This window comes from uncultured Granulicatella sp. (genome assembly GCF_963521425.1).
Classification (GTDB): domain Bacteria; phylum Bacillota; class Bacilli; order Lactobacillales; family Aerococcaceae; genus Granulicatella.
Genome location: NZ_CAUQUN010000025.1, coordinates 1 through 20,099 on the forward strand (window position 1 = coordinate 1; position 20,099 = coordinate 20,099).

Consider the following 20,099-nt stretch of genomic DNA (forward strand, 5'->3'; position numbering starts at 1 on the left):
TTGAAAACTTTTAAGAGGTGAAAAAGATGGTAGTAGGCGATTTCGCTATTGAACTAGATACAGTCGTAATTGGTGCCGGCCCTGGTGGGTATGTTGCTGCAATTCGTGCAGCTCAAGAAGGACAAAAAGTTGCGATTATTGAAAAAGAATATATTGGTGGTGTGTGTTTAAACGTTGGATGTATTCCATCTAAAGCATTAATTTCTGCAGGACATCATTATCAAGAAGCTCAACATTCTGAAGTTTTCGGAGTAACTGCAAAAGAAGTAGTATTAGATTTTGCGAAAACTCAAGAATGGAAAGATAACCAAGTTGTTAAAAAATTAACTTCTGGTATTGAGTACTTATTAAAGAAAAATAAAGTGGAAATCATCCGTGGAGAAGCTTTCCTAGTAGATGACCACACATTACGTGTTGTGACAGAAGATTCTGCTCAAACATATTCATTCAACCATGCAATTGTTGCAACTGGTAGCCGTCCAATTGAAATCAAAGGTTTCAAATTTGGTGGACGTGTGATTGATTCAACTGGTGGTTTAGGATTAAAAGATGTTCCTAAAAAATTAGTTGTTATCGGTGGTGGAGTAATCGGTTCAGAATTAGGTGGAGCTTATGCTAACTTAGGTTCTGAAGTAACAATTTTAGAAGGTGCTCCAAGCATTCTATCAATGTTCGATAAAGATATGGTGAAATTAGTAGAAGATGATTTCGCTAAAAAAGGTGTTAAAGTTATTACTTCTGCAATGGCTAAAGAAGCTGTTGACAATGGAGATAGCGTAACAGTTAAATTCGAAGTTGAAGGAAAAGAACAATCAATCGTTGCTGATTATGTAATGGTTGCTGTAGGACGCCGTCCAAATACTGATGAATTAGGATTAGACGTTGTAGGTGTTGAAATGACTGAACGTGGTTTAGTGAAAGTAGACAACCAAGGACGTACAAATATTAAAAACATTTTCGCAATTGGAGATATCGTTCCTGGTGCAGCATTAGCACATAAAGCAAGTTACGAAGGTAAAATTGCTGCTGAAGCAATCTCAGGTAAACCAGTTGCTGTTGATTATCGTGCAATGCCAGCTGTTGCGTTTACAGATCCAGAATTAGCTTCTGTTGGTTATACTCAACAACAAGCGAAAGATGCAGGATTAAAAGTTAAAGCATCTAAATTCCCTCTAGGTGGAAATGGACGTGCAATTTCATTAAATGCAACTGAAGGTTTTGTTCGTTTAATTACAACAAAAGACGATAATGTAATCGTTGGTGCTCAAGTAGCAGGGGTAAATGCAAGTGACTTAATCGCAGAATTAGGTTTAGCGGTTGAAGCAGGTATGAATGCAGAAGATATCGCATTAACAATCCACTCACATCCATCATTAGCTGAAGTAATTATGGATACAGCTGAATTAGCATTAGGAATGCCAATTCATATTTAATAAATTTTATGTTTGAAAGGCCGAGTTTTCTCGGTCTTTTTTGTATTTCGATAACATTTTGAGTTGCTTATCCTTTCTAATAGGTATAAAATAGAAAGTACTTTTTAAAGAAGGAGAGATGGCATGGAAGAGATTATAGATCAGAAGTTTAATAAAACAGAGTTAAGAATGAATATTTTTCATATTGTATGGCCTGTTTTTATTGAAGTATTATTAGGATCTTTATTCGGAATGGTCGATATGATGATGGTAGGTCGTATTTCAGAACATGCAGCTCAAGCAGTATCAGCTGTTGGGATGACGAATCAACCCGTATTTTTAGGATTAAGTTTTGTTCAAGCATTGAATGTCGGAGGAACAGCTATCATTGCTCGTTATTATGGAGCAAAAAAATATAAAAATATTAGTCTAGTCTTAAAACATGTGATGTTACTGGCGATGCTAGGATTTGTGATTCCTATTTCAGTGGTGATGATTATTTTAGCACCATACATATTAGCTTTTTTAGGCGCCGATGCTTCTGTTATTGAAGTAGGGACAGCATATTTTCGTGTTATTATGCTAGGATTTATTTTCCAATCCTTTTCATTTACGATGACAGCTGCTTTACGCGGGATTGGCGAAACAAAAATTCCGATGCGTAATAATCTAATCGCAAATAGTTTAAATGTACTTGGAAATGCTGTTTTAATTTATGGTTTATTTGGTTTCCCAGTACTTGGTGTAACTGGAGCAGCTATTTCAACAGCATTCAGTAATGTGATTGCAATGTCGTTAAATTTGCGGTATGTATTGTCTAAGAAAAGTGTTTTATATTTAGATTTTAAAGAAAAGTTTCAATTTCGTTTTGAAATGATGAAAGATTTAATCCGAATTGGTTTACCGACTGCTTTAGAACAGTTAGCATTAAGAGTGGGAATTATTTCATTTTTAAATATTGTTTCTGGATTGGGGACAAATGTTTATGCGGCTCATCAAATTTCATTAAATATTTTAAATTTAACTTATTCACCTGCCCAAGCTTTTGGGATTACAGCATCAACTTTAATGGGACAATCTTTAGGAGCTAAAAATGAACAATTGGCAAGAATGTATACTAGAATGTGTCAACGAATTGGTTTTGTTATTGCAATTGGGATGTCACTATTTATCTTTTTCGGTTCGCAAACTTTGGCAGAATTTTATTCTACAGAACCTGAAATTATTCAAAATACAATGATTGCTTTAACAATTGTAGCATTTGTTCAACCGTTCCAAAGTCATCAATTAATTACTTCTGGTGCCCTTAGAGGAGCAGGAGATACCGTTTGGCCATTGATTGCCATTTTTGTAGGTTCAATTCTTATACGAGTTAGTTTAGGATATATTTTTGTAAATATAGTTGGATTAGGTTTAGCTGGAGCTTGGTATGCAGTATTTATTGATCAATTTATTCGTTGGCTCATTATTCTATTTAGATTTAAATCAGGAAAATGGAAAAACATTCGTATTTCTCTAGATTAGGAGAGAAAGGATAAGCCTTTTTATTTTCAAGAAAAAGGTGTATACTAAGTGGTGTACTTTTTTGAGGAGGGACTTATTTGGCAAATTATAGTTATCCATTAGACTTGGATTGGACTCACCAAGAAATGTCAACGGTTATTTCATTATGGAATGCAGTAGAAGATGCTTATGAACGTGGAATTGAAACAGAATTATTTATCAAACGATATAAAGATTTCAAAACGATTGTAAAAAGTATTGGTGAAGAAAAAAAACTAGGTAAAGAATTTGAATCGGTTTCTGGATATAGTTTATACCGTGTCGTTCAAATGAGTAAAAATGCTTCAAAAAGAATCAAAATGGAACAATAGAAAGGATGTTAGTTATGGATTTATTTGCAACACATTTATTAGTCAATGATTGGATTATGGAGGCTGGAAATAAAATTCGTCATAGCTTTGGTGAATCAATTACAGTAGATACAAAATCTAGTCGTAATGACTTAGTAACAAATGTTGATAAAGAAATCGAACAATTTTTAATTTCAAAAATTCGTGAACAATTCCCAACACATAAAATTATGGGTGAAGAAGGGTTTGGTGACGAATTAACTTCAATGGACGGATATGTATGGTTAATTGATCCAATCGATGGCACATTAAACTTTGTAAAACGTCAAGAAGATTTTGGAATTATGGTCGCTTTATATAAAGATGGTGTAGGTTTATTAGGTTACATTTATGATGTAATGCGTGATCGTTTTGTTTATGGTATTAAAGATTACGGTGCTTATTGCAATGGTCGTCGTTTATCTAAACCAGAAGTTCATAGTATCGGTGATAGCTCTATTAACGTAAACGGATTTATGTTATTAGAGGCGAATGAAAAAGAAGCCGCTATGATTCGTAAAGCAATGGTAACTCGTACTTATGGAGCTTCTTCAATTGAACATATCCAAGTAGTATTAGGAAAATCTGTTGCTTATGTATCAACATTATTAGCACCATGGGATATTGCTGCTGGTATGGTAATTGCAAAAGAATTAGATTTACACTATAGTACAGTAGATGGAAAAGAAGTAGACTTCTTAGTACCAAACAAAAAGACTACAGGAGTTATCTGTTCAAAAGAGATTGCAGATGAAATTATTGCAGCATTTAAATAATAGGAATCGAGTCGTAAGATTTTACGACTCTCTTTTATAAGGAGAATTTATGAATATTGCAGTTTATTGTGCCGCTAGTCAGAGTAATGATTCAATTTTTGATGAAAGAACAGAAGAACTAGGGAACTGGATAGCGAAGAAGAACCACACACTTGTTTATGGTGGAGGAAATACTGGCTTAATGGGAGTGGTTGCAACCTCTGTTATGAAATCGGCTGGAGAAGTTATTGGTGTCATGCCACAATTTTTTGTAGAGCGAGAAATTGCTAAAAAAGATATTACAAAGCTTCATATTGTTGAAACGATGTCAGAACGTAAAAATAAAATGATTGAATTAAGTGAAGTATATATTGCACTTCCTGGAGGTCCAGGGACACTAGAAGAAATTGCAGAAGTCGTTTCATGGGTAAGAGTCGGTCAAACGAATGGAATTTGTATTTTCTACAATATGGAAGGCTATTATGACCATTTAGAGGCTTTTTTCAATCATATGGTAACGACAAATCTATTAAGCAAGGAAGATAGAAATCAAATACATTTTGCAAAATCACTAGAGGAAATTGAAAATTTAATCGAAAACTATAAAAAGCGTTAGAGGAGATTCTGACGCTTTTTAATATTTGGTAAAACTATTTAAATGATCAGTTTTTTGAACAGTAATGAGGTTATAATAGTGAGAGTAGGAAAGTTTAGAGTTATTTTTAGAGGTGTAAAATGGGGTGGGTATGTTATGAAAAAGAGTATTATTCTTATATTGATATTAGTTACCTGTGTTTTTACGTTTAATCATTTTGCCCAGAACAATAGAAATGAGCTTTCTGAACTAGGGACTTCAGTTAAAAATATAAAAATGGCTTATAAAAGTGAGAGAGGATTTGAGAACGACAGATTTGATATTTACTCCTTTTCTATAGAGGGTGAAATTAACTTTAATAATGAGGATAGTAATCTTGAAGCGATTTACCAAAAAGAATTTAGGAATATCTTAAATACAGAAAGTAAAAAGAATGAATCATTAAAAGAAAAACAAAATCAAATAGAAAATCTATTAGAGGAGAAACGTTTTGTTTATAAATTTGTTAACCTAAAAGGTACTAAAAAATTGTATTTGTATGATTCGATATCAAACATTGGATATTGTTTCATACTAACAATTTGAATTTTGTCGTATAATCATTAATGTGATTGTAAAATGATTAAATGAAGGAGACTATATAGTGAGATACATCCTTTTGTTACGTGGAATTAATGTTGGTGGTAAAAATAAAGTAGTTATGAGTGAACTGAAAGCATTATTAGAAGAGGTAAATTTTCAAGATGTTCACTCCTATATTAATAGTGGGAATTTATTTTTTAGTAGTACGGATACACTAGATATTTGTATTTGCAAAATCAAAGATTTGCTAGAAAGTCATTATGAATTTTCAATCCCCTTTGCTTTATTGACGAAAGAAGAATACTTAGAAGAAAAAACAAATTTACCAGATTGGTGGAATGAAGACTTGGCAAGAAGAGATGTATTATTCTTTTCTTATCAATTAGATAAAAGCTCTGTGCTAGATTTTCTTCGTCAAGCAAATTTTTATAATGAAATCATACATATAGGAAATCATGCTGTGTTTTGGGGGAAATTCGATGAAGCAGAATATTTAAAGACTACTTACCATAAACAGTTACTAAAGCAAAATTTTTATAAAAAGATTACGATTAGAAATGGAAACACATTTGAAAAAATAGCTCAAATTTTAGAAAGTGAAAAATAGTTCTAAATTTCATTGCAATTGGCATAAACGCTAGTTTTTGTTATAATTAGAAAGTGAGTTTAAGGACAGGAGGATGGCAATGGAAATTGAAAAGACAACTCAGATGAATTTGTTGTTAGAATTTTATGGCAAACTTTTGACTGAAAAACAACTAGGATATATGGAATTATATTACGGGGAAGATTATTCTCTTGGAGAAATTGCAGAAGAATTCGAGGTTAGTCGACAAGCCGTATATGATAATATTCGACGATCTGCTCAATTATTAGAAGATTATGAACAAGAATTACATTTAGTAAATGATTTTTATAAAAGACAAGCTATCTATGATGGAATTGAACAGCATATCAAAGAACATTATCCAAATGACCATCAATTGCAACAATTGATGACAGACTTACAAGAAATGAATAAATAGCCTGATTGAGGAGTGAGAAAATGGCATTTGAAGGATTATCAGATCGCTTGCAAAATGCGATGGGTTCGGTAACAAAAAAAGGAAAAATTACCGAAGCTGATTTAAAACAAATGATGCGTGAAGTTCGTTTAGCGTTATTAGAAGCAGACGTTAACTTCAAAGTTGTAAAAGATTTTGTACGAAAAGTAAATGAACGTGCTTTAGGTTCTAATGTATTAGAAGCTTTATCTCCAGCACAACAAGTTGTAAAAATTGTTAATGAAGAATTAACAGAATTAATGGGTGGAGAACAAGCTCCATTCCAATTTTCACCTAAGCCACCTACTGTTGTGATGATGGTTGGTTTACAAGGGGCAGGTAAAACAACAACTGCTGGTAAATTAGCTTCATTTTTAGCAAAACATGAAAACAAACGTCCATTATTAGTAGCAGCCGACGTATACCGACCAGCCGCTATTGATCAATTACAAACGTTAGGGAAACAATTAAATTATCCAGTATTTTCATTAGGAACAGATGTTAATCCAGTTGAGATTGCAAAGCAAGCGATTGAACGTGCAACGATTGAAGGTCGTGACTTAGTAATTATCGATACTGCAGGTCGCTTACATATCGATGAAGCTTTAATGGAAGAATTACAAAATATTAAAGCTGTTGCGAATCCAAATGAAATCTTATTAGTAGTCGATGCAATGACAGGGCAAGATGCTGTGAATGTTGCTGAAACATTTAATGAGCGTTTAGATATTACAGGGGTTATTTTAACAAAATTAGATGGGGACACTCGTGGTGGTGCAGCTCTATCAATTCGTTCTGTAACAGGGAAACCAATTAAGTTCTCTGGTCGTGGAGAAAAATTAGAAGATTTTGAAATTTTCTATCCTGAACGTATGGCTTCTCGTATTCTTGGTATGGGCGATATCATGACTTTAATTGAAAAAGCTCAACAAGATTTTGATGAAGCAAAAGCTCAAGAAATGGCGGATAAAATTAAAGCAAATACATTTGACTTCAATGATTTTATCGACCAATTAGATCAAGTCAATAAAATGGGACCTTTGGAAGATATCTTAAAAATGATTCCTGGGTTAAATAAAATTCCAGGATTAAATGATTTAAAAGTGGATCCAAAAGATACAGCACGTATGAAAGCTATTGTCTTATCAATGACGCCAGCAGAACGTGAAAATCCAGATATTTTATCACAAGCAAGACGTAAAAGAATTGCAGCAGGTTCAGCTCGTCCATTAGCAGAAGTAAACCGTTTGATTAAACAATTTAATGAATCGAAAAAAATGATGAATCAAATGTCAAATGGAAATATGCAAGCTATGGAATCGATGATGGGACAATTAGGCATGGGTGGAGGCCGTAATAAATTAGGTCAAATTGCTATGCAACAATATGCTCGTCGTCAAAAACAAAATAAATTGAAAAAATTAAAGAAAAAACGTTAATAACATAGAAGGAGAGTTTGCAATGTCAAAACAAGTATTATTCATTAATGGTTCATTGAGAAAAGAATCTTTTAATCAAACTATTATTGATTATGTACAAGAAAAATTAGTTGAAAAAGGCTATCAAACAAAACAAATTAGTTTTAAAGATGTACCATTTTTCAGTCAAGATATTGAATTCCCAGCTCCTGCTATTGTAGAAGAGTATCGTGGAGATTTTGAAGCGTCTCAAGCTGTTTGGATTGTCTCTCCTGAATATAACGGAAGTTTACCAGGAAGTTTAAAAAATGGTTTAGACTGGATGTCTCGTTCATTAGATATTACTTCTTATGCACCTCCTGCTTATATTGATGGCAAATTAATTGCTTTCAGTAGTGCAGCAGGACATTCTGGTGGAGCAAATGTTTTACGTGCTCTAACAGAATTAGCTACTAAAATGCGTATGAATCCACTAGAAAAAACAGTAGGACTTCATATCGGAGCAGGATTCCAAACAGGCGTTTTAACTCTAACAGAGGAAGATAGAGTAGAGTTAGATAAACAAGTGGAATTATTAGTGGAAGCATTAGAAAAATAATGATTGAATGAATAGAAACGGCCAGGCTTTTGTCTGGTCTTTTTTCTTTGTATCTAAAATAGTTTTCAGTGGCTTTTTATAAATGAATTATGGTAAGATATTTGGCTATGGATTTTTAGTGAAATGTATAGCAATAAATTGAAAGGATGTAACATGAATGAATAATGAAAAATGGCATGTATTGCCAGCAGTAATTGCGACAGCCATTATGAGTTTCTGCGGTGTATTAATTGAAACGGCAATGAATGTGACATTTCCGACATTAATGCAAGAATTTCAGACAACTTCATCTGGAATTCAATGGGTTACAACAGGTTATTTATTAGCCATTGCTATTGTTGTTCCTATTTCTGCGTATTTAGTGCGTAATTTTACAACAAGACAATTATTTTTAGCTTCGAATTTAATTTTTATTATAGGGGTTTTAATCAATTGTATTTCTCCTAATTTAATGATGCTATTATTTGGAAGATTTTTACAAGGGGTTGGTACGGGAATTGCATTACCATTAATGTTCCATATTGTATTAACTCAAGTTCCAATTGAGCAACATGGTACAGTCATTGGATTAGGTTCTATGACAACAGCCTTAGCACCACCTATTGGACCAACTTTTGGTGGATTAGTTTCAGCAGCTTTAGGATGGAGATTTATATACTGGATTTTAATTCCATGCTTAGTCATTTCTTTAGTGATTGGTTTATGGGCGATTCCAAAAGAGAAAAGTATTCAAAAATCACCATTTAATGTGTTAGCATTTTTCTTTTTAGCAAATTGTTTAGCTTGTTTATTAATGGCAATTGAACATTTATCTCTTGTATGGCTATTAAGTGCAGTAGTAACGGGTGGATTATTTGAATATTTCAATCGTAAAAATCCATTATTATCCTTTGTACCATTTAAAAATCATACTTTTAATGGAATGTTATATGTAGTATTAGCGTTCCAAGCGACAGTATTAGGCTTATCATTTGTTTATCCAAATTACTTACAATTAGGTTTGAATCAAAGTGCGACAACTGCGGGACTATTTATGTTCCCTGGTGCAGCGATGGTTGCTTTATTGGCTCCTGTTTCAGGTAAATGGTTTGATATTAAAGGACCGTTAAAACCTTTATTAACAGGTTTAATTTTAGCAAGTATTGGTGGAGTATTAATTAGTGTCTTCTTTGAACAGTTAGCGATTCTTCCATTATTAGCTCTGAACATTATTTTAATGAGCGGAAATGGATTTGTTATGGGAAGTAATGTAACATTTTGTTTAATGCAATTAGACAAGGATGTTCAAGCGGATGGAAATAGTATCGTTAATACTTTACAGCAGTTTACAGGTGCTATTTCAACAACAGTCGTGGCAAGAATTTTTTCTGCGAATATGGATCGATTACCATTTGCTGGAAAATATAGTTTAATGTTTATTACAAGTTTAATTTTATTAGCTTTAGTTATTTTTGCTGTTCAATATAAGAAGACAAGAAAACCTAGCGAAGTATAATAATGGACTAATCCTGTTAGTGATAAAACACTAACAGGATTTTTTCTTTTTTAGTAGTTTAACTTCATAGGCAAGTTAGAATGCGTTTTCTAAATTCTATGATATAATTTTAATATATTATAAAAATAATATAGATTAAAATTAAGGAGCTGATGATTTGAAAAAGGCAATGGTTATTATTAACCCTACCTCTGGAGGAGAACAAGCATTAAATTACAAAGAAAAAATTGAAAATAAAGCAAAAGAATATTTTGAAGTGGTTGAAACACGAATTACTGAAAAAGCTTTAGATGCCACTCTTTTTGCTGAAGAAGCAGCTAAAGAAAAATATGAGGCAGTAATTGTTTTCGGTGGAGATGGTACGGTAAATGAAGTTATTTCAGGGATTGCGGAAAAAGAATATATTCCAAAATTAGGGATTATTCCTGGAGGAACAGGTAATTTAATTACTAAATTAGTACAAATTGATCAAGATATCGATAAAGCAATCGAAAGTTTAGATTTTAATTTAACAAATAAAATTGATATTGGTAAAGCAAATGAGCATTATTTTGGTTATATCTTCAGTGTAGGTTCATTACCAGAAGCAATTCATAATGTAGAAATAGAAGATAAAACAAAATTTGGAATGTTTGCATATGCGATTAATACAGTAAAATCTGTTATTAGAGATGAAGTTTTTAATATTAAAGTTGAAACTGAAAATGGCAATTATGAAGGAGAAGCTAGTCAAGTATTAGTGTTATTATCGAACTATTTCTCTGATAAAAAAATATTTGATGAAAACAAAGTAGGATATGCTAATATTTTAATTTTAAAAGATGCATCTATTTTCTCTAAATTATCATTAATTCCTGATTTATTAAAAGGGGATGTTGTAGAAAATGATAGTATTGAATATATTAAAGCAAAAACGATTAAAATTTCTTCTGATATCGAAATTGAATCAGATATCGATGGAGATCAATCAGATGATTTACCAGTGGAAATTAAAGTGTTAGGAAATCATATTGAAATCTATTCATATCCAATTGAAGAAGAATAGAAAAAATAGGATATCCGATCCTTCAAGTGAATTGAATGATGTTTTGCGTATATAAAATTCAAAAGAAAAAATTCCCTTTGTAGGCTAGGCCGCCAGCAGCCACCTTTGGTGTCTCATGGCTAAACTTCAAGCCTTTGTCTTGAAGTTTGCCTCTAAAAAAATCCATCTCATGATGGATTTTTTTACTTTAGCTACAAAGAAAATTTTTCTTTTTGAATTTTATTACAGTTGAGCGTAATTTCTCAACTGTTTTGATATAAGAACAATAACACTAATATAGGGGAAACTAAATTATAAATCGAAGGATTAAAAATAGAGCCATTCCATTTTAGAAATGTTTATGGTACAGTATATCCGTAGAAAGTTTGAAAGCGGTGGCAATCTCTTAATAAGGTAGGTGATGCTTATGAGCATTGAATTAAATCTACTAGGAAGGAGGTTGCGATTTGTCAAGCTATGAAGTAATGACATTGATAGGAACCTTTGCCATGGTACTATTGGCATTGTTGTCTCTGATTGTCAAAATCATAGAAATAATGACAAAAAAATAACACCGCTCACAACTTTGACGAGTTGAGTGGTGTTATTTAAATCATTCAATAAGCCACCGTCTTTTTAACGGTCTACAAGAGAGTCGAGTTCGTGCTCGGCTTTTTTTGTATCTAAAGTATAACAGAATATAAAAAATATGTAAATAATTCTATCTGCATCTTACTTTTAGTTTGACAAATTCTATCGGAGAATCAGTTTGAGGCTCGAAATTTCTTTTTGAATTTTGTAAGAGATGTATTCATTTACGCTTCTAATTTAAAATAATTCATCAAGTAATGAGCTAATCCATCTTGATCATGTGGAAGTGGGGTAACGTCATCTGCAATTGCTTTTAGGCTATCAATGGCATTATTCATCGCAACGCCGTGCCCAGCGAATTCAATCATTTCTAAGTCATTATCTTCATCTCCAAAAGCTAAAACATCTTCTGTTGGAATACCATAATAACGAGATAAATGTTGGATTCCAGTAGATTTATCGATACCATAAGTGACAATTTCTAAGCAAGGCATATCGCCTCCCCACGTACGAACATCAATCGTATGGCCATAACGTTCCTTAATTTTTTCTTTAATGAAAGGTTGTTTTTCAATACTAGAAAAAACGGTAATAGCCGTTGGTTTTTCAACTAACTGCGTATCTTTTTGTAATAAGATAGGTTGTTGATCTTTTGGATAGTAAGGTGAATCAGGAATATTTTCAATGGTAGCATATAAATGATGCTTTCCTTCAACCATGAAATAATCACATTCTAATTCTTTATGAAAATCTAACATGTCAAAAACGATTTCTTCATCTAATGTTACGTGAAATTCTCCTTGCCAATTTTCGTCATTTGGAATATGACAAAGGGCACCATTGAAGTTTACTAGCGGCCCGCCTAATCCTAATTCTTCATATAAATGTTTTGAGCTTCGATAAGGACGCCCAGTTACAATGGCGATTTTATGCCCAAGTTCTGTTAAACGATGTAAGGTTTGAATAGTAATAGGATTAAATTCAGATTGCCCATTTAAAGTTGTGCCATCTAAATCTAGTGCAATTAATTTTGGTTTCATGATTTCCTCCTATAGTGATTTATCTAATCGATTTTAATTGACGTCAAGTTGTCAATTTAGTTACAATATCTTTATGAGTGTACCATATTTTTTATAAAATATGAAGAAAGAGGTTAGTTATGATTATTATTCAAGAAAAAATGATTGAAAATATTCCAATTTTAGAAATTGTTCAAGAAGAAAATAAAGATAAAATGATTCCAACAGTTGTTTGTTATCATGGTTGGACTGGAAGTAAGGAAAATTGTATTCACTACGGAGCAATGCTTGCGATAAATGGGATGCGTGCAATTTTACCTGATCAATTATATCATGGCGAGCGAAAAACATCTGAATTAAATGGCTTTGAATTATGGGAAATTATTGGTCAAAATGTTAAAGAATTTCCAACATTAGTTGGTGCCTATCAGAAAGAAAATTTAGTCGATGACAAAATTGGAGCGATTGGATTTAGTATGGGCGGAATGACAACTTACGCATTATTAAAACATTTTCCATTTTTATATGCAGCAGTTAGTTTGATGGGGAATGCTGATCCTGTTGAATTTGCAAAATGGTCGCTTACTTCAACTTGGATGAAAGATAAACCAGCAGTAGAATTAACTCCTGATTTGATGGATAAATATATTCCAATGTTACAAAGTTTGTCATTAGCAGATAATCCTGAAACAATTGCAGGACGTCCAGTATTAATTTGGCATGGAGTAGAAGACAAAAAAGTGCCTTATGAATTAAACCATGCATTTTATGAAAAGATTAAAGACGAACCGTATGCAAGTCGCGTAAAATGGATTGAAACGCCAGAAGTGCCACATTTTGTTACGTTTAAAGCCATTGAAGCATCTGTAGAATTTTTAAAACAAACATTAGTAGAGGAGTAATCGTATGAGTGAAACAGCAGAAGTAATGAAAGAAAAAATTTTAGAAGCGTTAGAAACAGTGATTGACCCTGAATTAGGAATTGATATTGTAAACTTAGGATTAATTTATGGAGTAGAGTTAAATGAAGAAGGACATTGCCAAGTGAATTTAACACTAACAACAATGGGATGTCCATTAGCTGATATTATAACTGATGAAATTCATCGTGCATTAAAAGGAATCGAAGAAATTAAAACAATCGATGTTAAATTAGTATGGTACCCAGCTTGGTCACCAGAAAAAATGTCTCGTTACGCAAGAATCGCATTAGGAATTCGATAATGAAATAGAAAAAGGCTTAAAATCTATTCATGATTTTAAGCCTTTTATAGTGTTTTAATAAGTTATTTTAATCTTCACCCGGTTTCATTGGTCGTTTATATTTACTCTTTTTTTCTTGACGGATGACTGTTTGAGGACTCTTTCTTCCAGAGTTATAAGTTTTAAAAATTTCTTGCATTCGTTGATCATCAAATAATTCAAGATTTTTGTCGACAAAATGCAGGGCATCTTGCTGCCAATCTGAATGATAATAATTAAATAATTCTGCTACAGCCATTCTTTTGTCAGTAGCACTTCCTTGGAAGTTAGGATCTGTAATTTCTGCTAAATATTGTTGCATTTTTGCAATTTTTTCTTTATCAAATTCAACCATAAATCTTCGCCTCTTTTCGATTGTATTGTAACATAATTTGTAGGTCTAAAAAAGGGAAAGTTTATCGTTACAATCAGAGAATCCTATCATTTTTCTAAGGGTATGACTGTCAAATTTATGTATATTTTAGTATACTATATAATTGAGTATGTATGTAGAAAAGAGGAGTACAATGGCGAAGGATATGACATCTGGAAATCCGATGAAATTAATTTCTCGGTTTACCTTACCATTATTAATTGGAAATGTTTTTCAACAATTCTATAATATGGCTGATACTTATTTTGTTGGCAGATATATTGGAGTACAAGCACTTGCCGCAGTTGGTTCTACTGGAAGTATTGTTTTCTTTATTATTGGCTTTGCCATTAGTATGACAGCTGGATTGGCAATTCCTCTTGCCCAAAAGTTTGGGGCTAAAGATATACAAGGAGTAAAACGAAGTTTCTATGTTTCTATCTTAATATCTGTAGGAGCTTCGATTGTGTTAACGGCATTAAGTATGCTATTTTGTCGTCAAATATTAGAAATGATGCAAACTCCTCCAGAAATTATCGACTATGCTTATGAATATTTAATGGTCATTTTTGCAGGGATTTTTGCTCAAATTGCGTTTAACTTATTATCGAATATTATTCGAGCAATTGGAGATGCGAATACACCGCTCTATTTTTTAGTGCTATCTTGTATTTTAAATATATTGTTAGATTACGTATTTATTGTTCATTTTAATATGGGAGTTGGAGGTTCTGGATTTGCAACTGTAGTCAGTCAATTATTCTCTGCTATTTGCTGTTATATTTATATTAAAAAGAAAATTCCAATTTTACATATAGAAAAAGATTCAGTTCATTTTACAAAAGATTTTTTATGGCATCATATGAATATTTCGTTCCCAATGGGATTTCAATCGTCCATTATTGCGATTGGAACCATTACGGTGCAAATTGTATTAAATCGTTTAGGTCATGAAGCGGTCGCTGGCTATACAGCTGCACAAAAAATTGACCAATTAGGAATATTGCCAATGATGTCATTTGGAATTACAATGGCGACTTATTCAGCTCAAAATTATGGAGCAAAATTATATGATCGTATTTGGAAAGGTGTTAGAGATTGTATTAAACTTTCCCTTATATTTAGTTTTTGCGTGGGATTTATATTAATTCTATTTAGTCCACATTTTATGAGAATGTTTGTAGGTGTTGGTCATGAATCGGTAGTAGAATATGGCAGACTTTATATTTTAGCTAATTCTTCATGCTATGCTATTTTATCTTTATTATTTATTTATCGTTATACATTACAAGGGGTAGGGAAAACCGTTATTCCAACAATTGCAGGAATTATGGAGTTAATGATGCGAGTATTTGCTGCATTAGTGTTAACAAAAATTTTTGGCTATATTGGATTAACAACTGCTAATCCATTAGCGTGGTTTGGTTCCTTAGTTCCATTAGCAATTACTTATTATGCATTTAAAAGAAAATATCAACGTTATAGTTAGTTCAAGGAGGGGTATGGATGAAATCAGATATTCAAATTGCTCAAGAAGCTGTTATGAGACCGATTCATGAAATTGCTTCAAGTATTGGTTTAGATGATGAACAAATCGAATTTTATGGAAAATATAAAGCAAAAATTGATGTCAATCGAATTTCTAAAGAGAAAAAAGGCAAATTAGTGTTAGTGACAGCTATGAGTCCAACTCCTGCTGGAGAAGGAAAATCAACTGTTACGATAGGATTAGCAGATGCTTTTACAAAACTAGGTAAAAAATCCATTATTGCGCTTCGTGAACCTTCATTAGGACCTGTAATGGGGATTAAAGGAGGAGCTTGCGGCGGAGGTTATGCGCAAGTTGTTCCAATGGAAGAAATTAATTTGCATTTTACCGGAGATATGCATGCATTAACTTGTGCTACAAATGCATTGGCAGCATTTATCGATAATCATATTTATCAAGGAAATGAATTACAAATTGATAGTCGAAGAATTATTTGGAAAAGAGCAGTAGATTTAAATGATCGAGCGTTACGACAAGTCATTGTAGGATTAGGGGGTCCAATTCAAGGTGTTCCTCGTGAAGATGGATTTGACATTACGGTTGCGAGTGAAATGATGGCAATTTTATGCCTAGCAACAGACTTAAAAAACTTGAAACAACGATTAGAAAACATTGTGATTGGCTATACTTTTGAAAAAAATCCAGTTACTGTGAAAGATTTAAACGTTCAAGGGGCTTTGACATTATTACTAAAAGATGCTATAAAACCAAATTTAGTTCAAACCTTAGAACATACGCCTGCTATTGTACATGGTGGACCGTTTGCCAATATAGCGCATGGATGTAATAGTGTGATTGCGACAAATGCCGCTCTAGCTCTTGGAGAAATTGTTGTAACTGAAGCAGGATTTGGAGCTGATTTAGGGGCTCAGAAATTTTTAGAAATTAAAGTTCCTCAATTACAAAAAGCACCCGATGTCATTGTCATTGTGGCGACGATTCGTTCGCTTAAAATGCATGGAGGAGTTTCCCTTTCTGGATTAACAAAAGGAGAAAATTTAGAAGCTTTAGAAAAAGGTTTTGAGAATTTAGAAAAACATATTGAAAATATGACAGAACATTATGGACTTCCAGCAGTTGTTGCACTAAATGAATTTGTAACAGATACTCCTCAAGAAAAAGAATTAGTGCAAACTCTTTGTCAGAAAAAAGGGATTTCTTGTATTTTTACTTCTGTATGGGAAAATGGTGGAAATGGTGGAGTAGCATTAGCTAAAGAAGTGTTACACTTATTAGAACATTCAACATCTCAATTCCATTCAGTCTGTGAAGAAAACAGTACGACTGAAGAACAACTGGAAGCTATTGCAACTAAAATTTATGGAGCAAGTTCTGTTCAATATACAAAAGAAGCGAAATTACAGTTAAAACAATTAGAGAAAAATGGTTGGAATCATTTGCCAGTTTGTATTGCTAAGACGCAATATTCCTTCTCAGATGATGCAACTTTGTTAGGAAGACCAACAGGCTTTGAATTAACTGTTCGTTCGCTCGTTCCTAAGTTAGGAGCAGGATTTGTTGTAGCTTTAACGGGCAATATATTAACGATGCCAGGATTGCCAAAGAAACCAGCTGCATTAAAGATGGATGTATTAGAAGACGGTAGAGCGACCGGTTTATTTTAATCATAAAAGGAGAGTATTATGAAAGATTTTCGTGTAGATCATTTGAAAAAAACATATGGTGCTAAAACATTATTAGCAGATGTTTCGTTCATTATTAATGAAGGAGAACATGTCGGCTTAATTGGTCAAAACGGTACAGGAAAAAGCTCACTATTAAATATTTTAGCCGGAATAGATGAAGCAGAAAGTGGTACGATTACTTGTTCAAATGATTTTAGAATTGGGTATCTTTCACAAAATCCTTCTTTAAATCCTGAACATACGGTGTTTGAAGCCATTTATCAATCAGATAATCCACTATTAAGATTAGTTCATGATTATGAATGGAGTGTCGAACAATTACAACAGCATCCACAAGATGAAAAATATTTAAAACAATTTGAAGCATTGGAACAAAAAATGAATCAAGTAGATGGATGGCAGTATGAAGTGAAAATTAAATCCATTTTACAGCATGTAGGGATTGAAGATATTCATCAACAAATTGCTACATTATCTGGTGGACAAAAGAAACGAGTTGGTCTTGCTAAAGTGTTAATGGAAGAGCCGGATTTATTATTATTAGATGAGCCGACCAACCACTTAGATATGCAAGCCATTCAATGGTTAGAACAATATTTAGCTTCCTACAAAGGTTCCTTATTATTAGTCACTCATGATCGTTACTTCTTAGAGCGTGTTGTAGACCATATGTTTGAATTAACTCAAGGTAGAATTGAAGCCTATGATGGGAATTATCAATCCTACTTAGAACAAAAATCTCAACGAGAACAAATTGCGCAAAAGATGTCTCATAAACAGCAACGTTTGTACCAACAAGAATTACAATGGATGAGACAAGGAGCTAAAGCAAGAACAACTAAACAACAAGCTAGAATTCAACGGTTTGAACAATTAGAAAAAGAAGTGAAACAAACCGATTCTAAAGAATCACTAGCTATTCGCTTTGATCAAACAAGAATTGGAAAACGAGTGTTTCAATTAAAAGATGTCAGCTTACAAATCGGAAATCAGTCAATTGTTCGCTCATTAGAGTGGATTATTCAAAGCCAAGCCAGAATTGGAATTGTTGGGGAAAATGGAGTTGGAAAATCTACTTTCCTAAATGCTCTTGCTGGGCTGTATCCGTTTAGTGAAGGAGAAATGACCGTTGGAGATACGGTTCGCTTAGCATACTATAAGCAACAAGATGAAGATATTCCAATGGATAAGCAATTAGTGCAATATTTAAGAGAATATGCCGAAGAAGTAAGACAAAAAAATGGTGAAGTAGCTTCGATTACAGAATTACTAGAAACATTTTTATTCCCTCGATATATGCATGGGGCATTGATTGGAACATTATCAGGTGGAGAAAGAAGAAGATTATATTTATTACGTCTATTAATGACGAAGCCAAATGTCTTATTACTTGATGAACCGACGAATGATTTAGATATTGATACATTAACCGTTTTAGAAGATTATTTAGAAGAATTTAATGGTGCAGTTATTGTAGTTTCTCACGATCGTTATTTCTTAGATAAAACAATGGATCAACTATTTGTGATTAAAGGACAAGGAAATACAGAATTGTATTATGGTTCTATGAGTGATTTTTTAGAAAAACAAGGGAAGTTAACCGTAGAAGTTACTAACACCGTAGAAGTTCCAAAAGTAATAGAAACTTCAAAAACTTCCACTTCAGATAAAGTTAAAAAAATGACATATCATGAGAAAAAAGAATGGGAAGAAATTGAAGGGAAAATCGCTGGATTAGAAGAATCAATTGAAGAAATTCAAGAAGAAATGAATCAACAAGCACAAGACTTTGCTAAATTACAAGAATTACAAACACAATTAGAAACATTAGAACAAGAATTAGCTAATTCCTATGAAAGATGGGAATATTTAGCTGAGTTAGTTTAATAGTAAGGAGTTCATCAAATGAAACAATATTTAGAATTATTAGAAAAAATTAAACAAGAAGGAATCGAAAAATCAGACCGTACAGGTACAGGAACAAAAAGTATTTTTGGTTATCAAATGCGATTTGATTTATCAAAAGGATTTCCAATTTTAACGACTAAAAGAGTTCCTTTTGGGCTTATTAAAAGTGAGTTATTATGGTTTATTAAAGGAGATACGAATATCCGTTATTTATTACAACATAATAATCATATTTGGGATGAGTGGGCTTTTAAACGTTATGTAGAGTCACCTGATTATACTGGAGAAGATATGACAGATTTTGGTCGTAGAAGTTTACAAGATCCAGTTTTTAAAGAAGTGTATGAAAAAGAATTAGAAACATTTTGCCAAAGAATTTTAAATGATGATGATTTTGCTGCAAAATATGGAGAATTAGGAAATATTTATGGGTCACAGTGGAGACATTGGAAAACAACTCAAGGAGAAACGATAGACCAATTAGCACAAGTGATTGAAATGTTGAAGACAACTCCTGATTCAAGAAGATTATTAGTTTCTGCATGGAATCCAGAAGATGTTCCAAGTATGGCATTGCCTCCATGTCACACAATGTTTCAATTTTATGTAGCTGATGGCAAGTTAAGCTGTCAATTATATCAACGTAGTGCAGATGTCTTTTTAGGGGTGCCGTTTAATATTGCGAGCTATGCATTATTAACACATTTAATTGCAAACGAAGTAGGATTAGAAGTTGGAGAGTTTGTACATACTTTAGGCGATGCGCACTTGTATTTAAACCATTTAGAACAAGTAGATCTTCAATTAAGTCGTGAAACGTATGAGTTACCACAATTAGTGTTAAAACATCCTGAAAAATCATTATATGATTTAGAAGTTGCAGATGTTGTATTAGAAGGATATGAATGTCATCCAACGATTAAAGCACCGATTGCTGTTTAATCTAAAGGAGGAAAT

Annotated in this window: 21 protein-coding genes; 19 read left to right on the forward strand and 2 right to left on the reverse strand. The window is 32.7% G+C overall.

Annotation, left to right across the window (positions count from 1 at the left end):
• Nucleotides 1-26 precede the first annotated feature (26 nt).
• The 13 genes from lpdA to RWO76_RS08825 all read left to right on the forward strand — a co-directional run bounded on the left by lpdA (nucleotide 27) and on the right by RWO76_RS08825 (nucleotide 11,386).
• Nucleotides 27-1,433 carry a dihydrolipoyl dehydrogenase gene (gene lpdA, locus RWO76_RS06800; RefSeq protein WP_314354911.1) on the forward strand — a complete coding sequence of 469 codons (1,407 nt, stop codon included), beginning with the start codon at nucleotides 27-29 and terminating at the stop codon, nucleotides 1,431-1,433.
• A 123-nt stretch (nucleotides 1,434-1,556) separates the two neighbouring features.
• A complete protein-coding gene (locus RWO76_RS06805; protein WP_314354912.1) occupies nucleotides 1,557-2,936 on the forward strand; it encodes an MATE family efflux transporter in 1,380 nt (459 codons plus the stop codon).
• A gap of 77 nt (nucleotides 2,937-3,013) precedes the next feature.
• A complete protein-coding gene (locus tag RWO76_RS06810; RefSeq protein WP_314354913.1) occupies nucleotides 3,014-3,286 on the forward strand; it encodes a UPF0223 family protein in 273 nt (90 codons plus the stop codon).
• Nucleotides 3,287-3,300: 14 nt separating this feature from the next.
• A complete protein-coding gene (locus tag RWO76_RS06815; protein WP_314354914.1) occupies nucleotides 3,301-4,080 on the forward strand; it encodes an inositol monophosphatase family protein in 780 nt (259 codons plus the stop codon).
• A 49-nt stretch (nucleotides 4,081-4,129) separates the two neighbouring features.
• Nucleotides 4,130-4,675 carry a TIGR00730 family Rossman fold protein gene (locus RWO76_RS06820; RefSeq protein WP_314354915.1) on the forward strand — a complete coding sequence of 182 codons (546 nt, stop codon included), beginning with the start codon at nucleotides 4,130-4,132 and terminating at the stop codon, nucleotides 4,673-4,675.
• A gap of 135 nt (nucleotides 4,676-4,810) precedes the next feature.
• The gene (locus tag RWO76_RS06825; RefSeq protein ID WP_314354916.1) at nucleotides 4,811-5,239 is read left to right on the forward strand and encodes a hypothetical protein; all 429 of its coding nucleotides are present in this window, start codon (nucleotides 4,811-4,813) and stop codon (nucleotides 5,237-5,239) included.
• 58 nt (nucleotides 5,240-5,297) lie between these two features.
• Nucleotides 5,298-5,843 (forward strand): DUF1697 domain-containing protein, encoded by a 546-nt coding sequence (locus tag RWO76_RS06830; protein WP_314354917.1) that lies wholly within the window; start codon nucleotides 5,298-5,300, stop codon nucleotides 5,841-5,843.
• Between the two features lie 79 nt (nucleotides 5,844-5,922).
• Nucleotides 5,923-6,261, forward strand: coding sequence for a putative DNA-binding protein (locus RWO76_RS06835; protein WP_006702459.1), 339 nt, complete (start codon nucleotides 5,923-5,925; stop codon nucleotides 6,259-6,261).
• Between the two features lie 20 nt (nucleotides 6,262-6,281).
• Complete coding sequence (gene ffh / locus RWO76_RS06840; protein WP_314354918.1) at nucleotides 6,282-7,718, forward strand: signal recognition particle protein; 1,437 nt, start codon at nucleotides 6,282-6,284, stop codon at nucleotides 7,716-7,718.
• 22 nt (nucleotides 7,719-7,740) lie between these two features.
• A complete protein-coding gene (locus tag RWO76_RS06845) occupies nucleotides 7,741-8,295 on the forward strand; it encodes an NADPH-dependent FMN reductase (RefSeq protein WP_314354919.1) in 555 nt (184 codons plus the stop codon).
• A gap of 157 nt (nucleotides 8,296-8,452) precedes the next feature.
• A complete protein-coding gene (locus RWO76_RS06850) occupies nucleotides 8,453-9,790 on the forward strand; it encodes an MFS transporter (RefSeq protein WP_314354920.1) in 1,338 nt (445 codons plus the stop codon).
• Between the two features lie 157 nt (nucleotides 9,791-9,947).
• The gene (locus RWO76_RS06855) at nucleotides 9,948-10,835 is read left to right on the forward strand and encodes a diacylglycerol kinase family lipid kinase (RefSeq protein WP_314354921.1); all 888 of its coding nucleotides are present in this window, start codon (nucleotides 9,948-9,950) and stop codon (nucleotides 10,833-10,835) included.
• 446 nt (nucleotides 10,836-11,281) lie between these two features.
• The gene (locus RWO76_RS08825; protein ID WP_396276372.1) at nucleotides 11,282-11,386 is read left to right on the forward strand and encodes a putative holin-like toxin; all 105 of its coding nucleotides are present in this window, start codon (nucleotides 11,282-11,284) and stop codon (nucleotides 11,384-11,386) included.
• A gap of 243 nt (nucleotides 11,387-11,629) precedes the next feature.
• Here RWO76_RS08825 and RWO76_RS06860 read toward each other — a convergent pair whose 3' ends face one another.
• The gene (locus RWO76_RS06860) at nucleotides 11,630-12,445 is read right to left on the reverse strand and encodes a Cof-type HAD-IIB family hydrolase (RefSeq protein ID WP_314354922.1); all 816 of its coding nucleotides are present in this window, start codon (nucleotides 12,443-12,445) and stop codon (nucleotides 11,630-11,632) included.
• 119 nt (nucleotides 12,446-12,564) lie between these two features.
• Between RWO76_RS06860 and RWO76_RS06865 the strand changes: the two genes are divergently transcribed.
• Together RWO76_RS06865 and RWO76_RS06870 are read left to right on the forward strand one after the other, a co-directional pair.
• A complete protein-coding gene (locus RWO76_RS06865) occupies nucleotides 12,565-13,326 on the forward strand; it encodes an alpha/beta fold hydrolase (RefSeq protein ID WP_314354923.1) in 762 nt (253 codons plus the stop codon).
• A gap of 4 nt (nucleotides 13,327-13,330) precedes the next feature.
• Nucleotides 13,331-13,648 (forward strand): metal-sulfur cluster assembly factor, encoded by a 318-nt coding sequence (locus RWO76_RS06870; RefSeq protein ID WP_314354924.1) that lies wholly within the window; start codon nucleotides 13,331-13,333, stop codon nucleotides 13,646-13,648.
• A gap of 67 nt (nucleotides 13,649-13,715) precedes the next feature.
• On the opposite strand, the gene RWO76_RS06875 is transcribed toward RWO76_RS06870, so the two are convergent.
• Entirely contained in the window at nucleotides 13,716-14,021 is a 306-nt protein-coding gene (locus tag RWO76_RS06875; RefSeq protein WP_314354925.1) for a dTDP-glucose 4,6-dehydratase, read from the reverse strand.
• Between the two features lie 172 nt (nucleotides 14,022-14,193).
• On the opposite strand from RWO76_RS06875, the gene RWO76_RS06880 reads away from it, so the two are divergent.
• Genes RWO76_RS06880 through RWO76_RS06895 form a run of 4 tightly spaced genes read left to right on the forward strand, consistent with a single transcriptional unit; the run spans nucleotide 14,194 to nucleotide 20,084 of the window.
• Nucleotides 14,194-15,528 (forward strand): MATE family efflux transporter, encoded by a 1,335-nt coding sequence (locus tag RWO76_RS06880; protein ID WP_314354926.1) that lies wholly within the window; start codon nucleotides 14,194-14,196, stop codon nucleotides 15,526-15,528.
• 17 nt (nucleotides 15,529-15,545) lie between these two features.
• A complete protein-coding gene (locus tag RWO76_RS06885) occupies nucleotides 15,546-17,213 on the forward strand; it encodes a formate--tetrahydrofolate ligase (RefSeq protein ID WP_314354927.1) in 1,668 nt (555 codons plus the stop codon).
• 18 nt (nucleotides 17,214-17,231) lie between these two features.
• Nucleotides 17,232-19,121, forward strand: a complete 1,890-nt coding sequence (locus RWO76_RS06890; protein ID WP_314354928.1) for an ABC-F family ATP-binding cassette domain-containing protein — start codon at nucleotides 17,232-17,234, stop codon at nucleotides 19,119-19,121.
• A gap of 18 nt (nucleotides 19,122-19,139) precedes the next feature.
• Nucleotides 19,140-20,084: a thymidylate synthase gene (locus tag RWO76_RS06895; protein ID WP_314354929.1), complete on the forward strand. Its 945-nt coding sequence runs from the start codon at nucleotides 19,140-19,142 to the stop codon at nucleotides 20,082-20,084.
• Nucleotides 20,085-20,099: the final 15 nt, after the last annotated feature.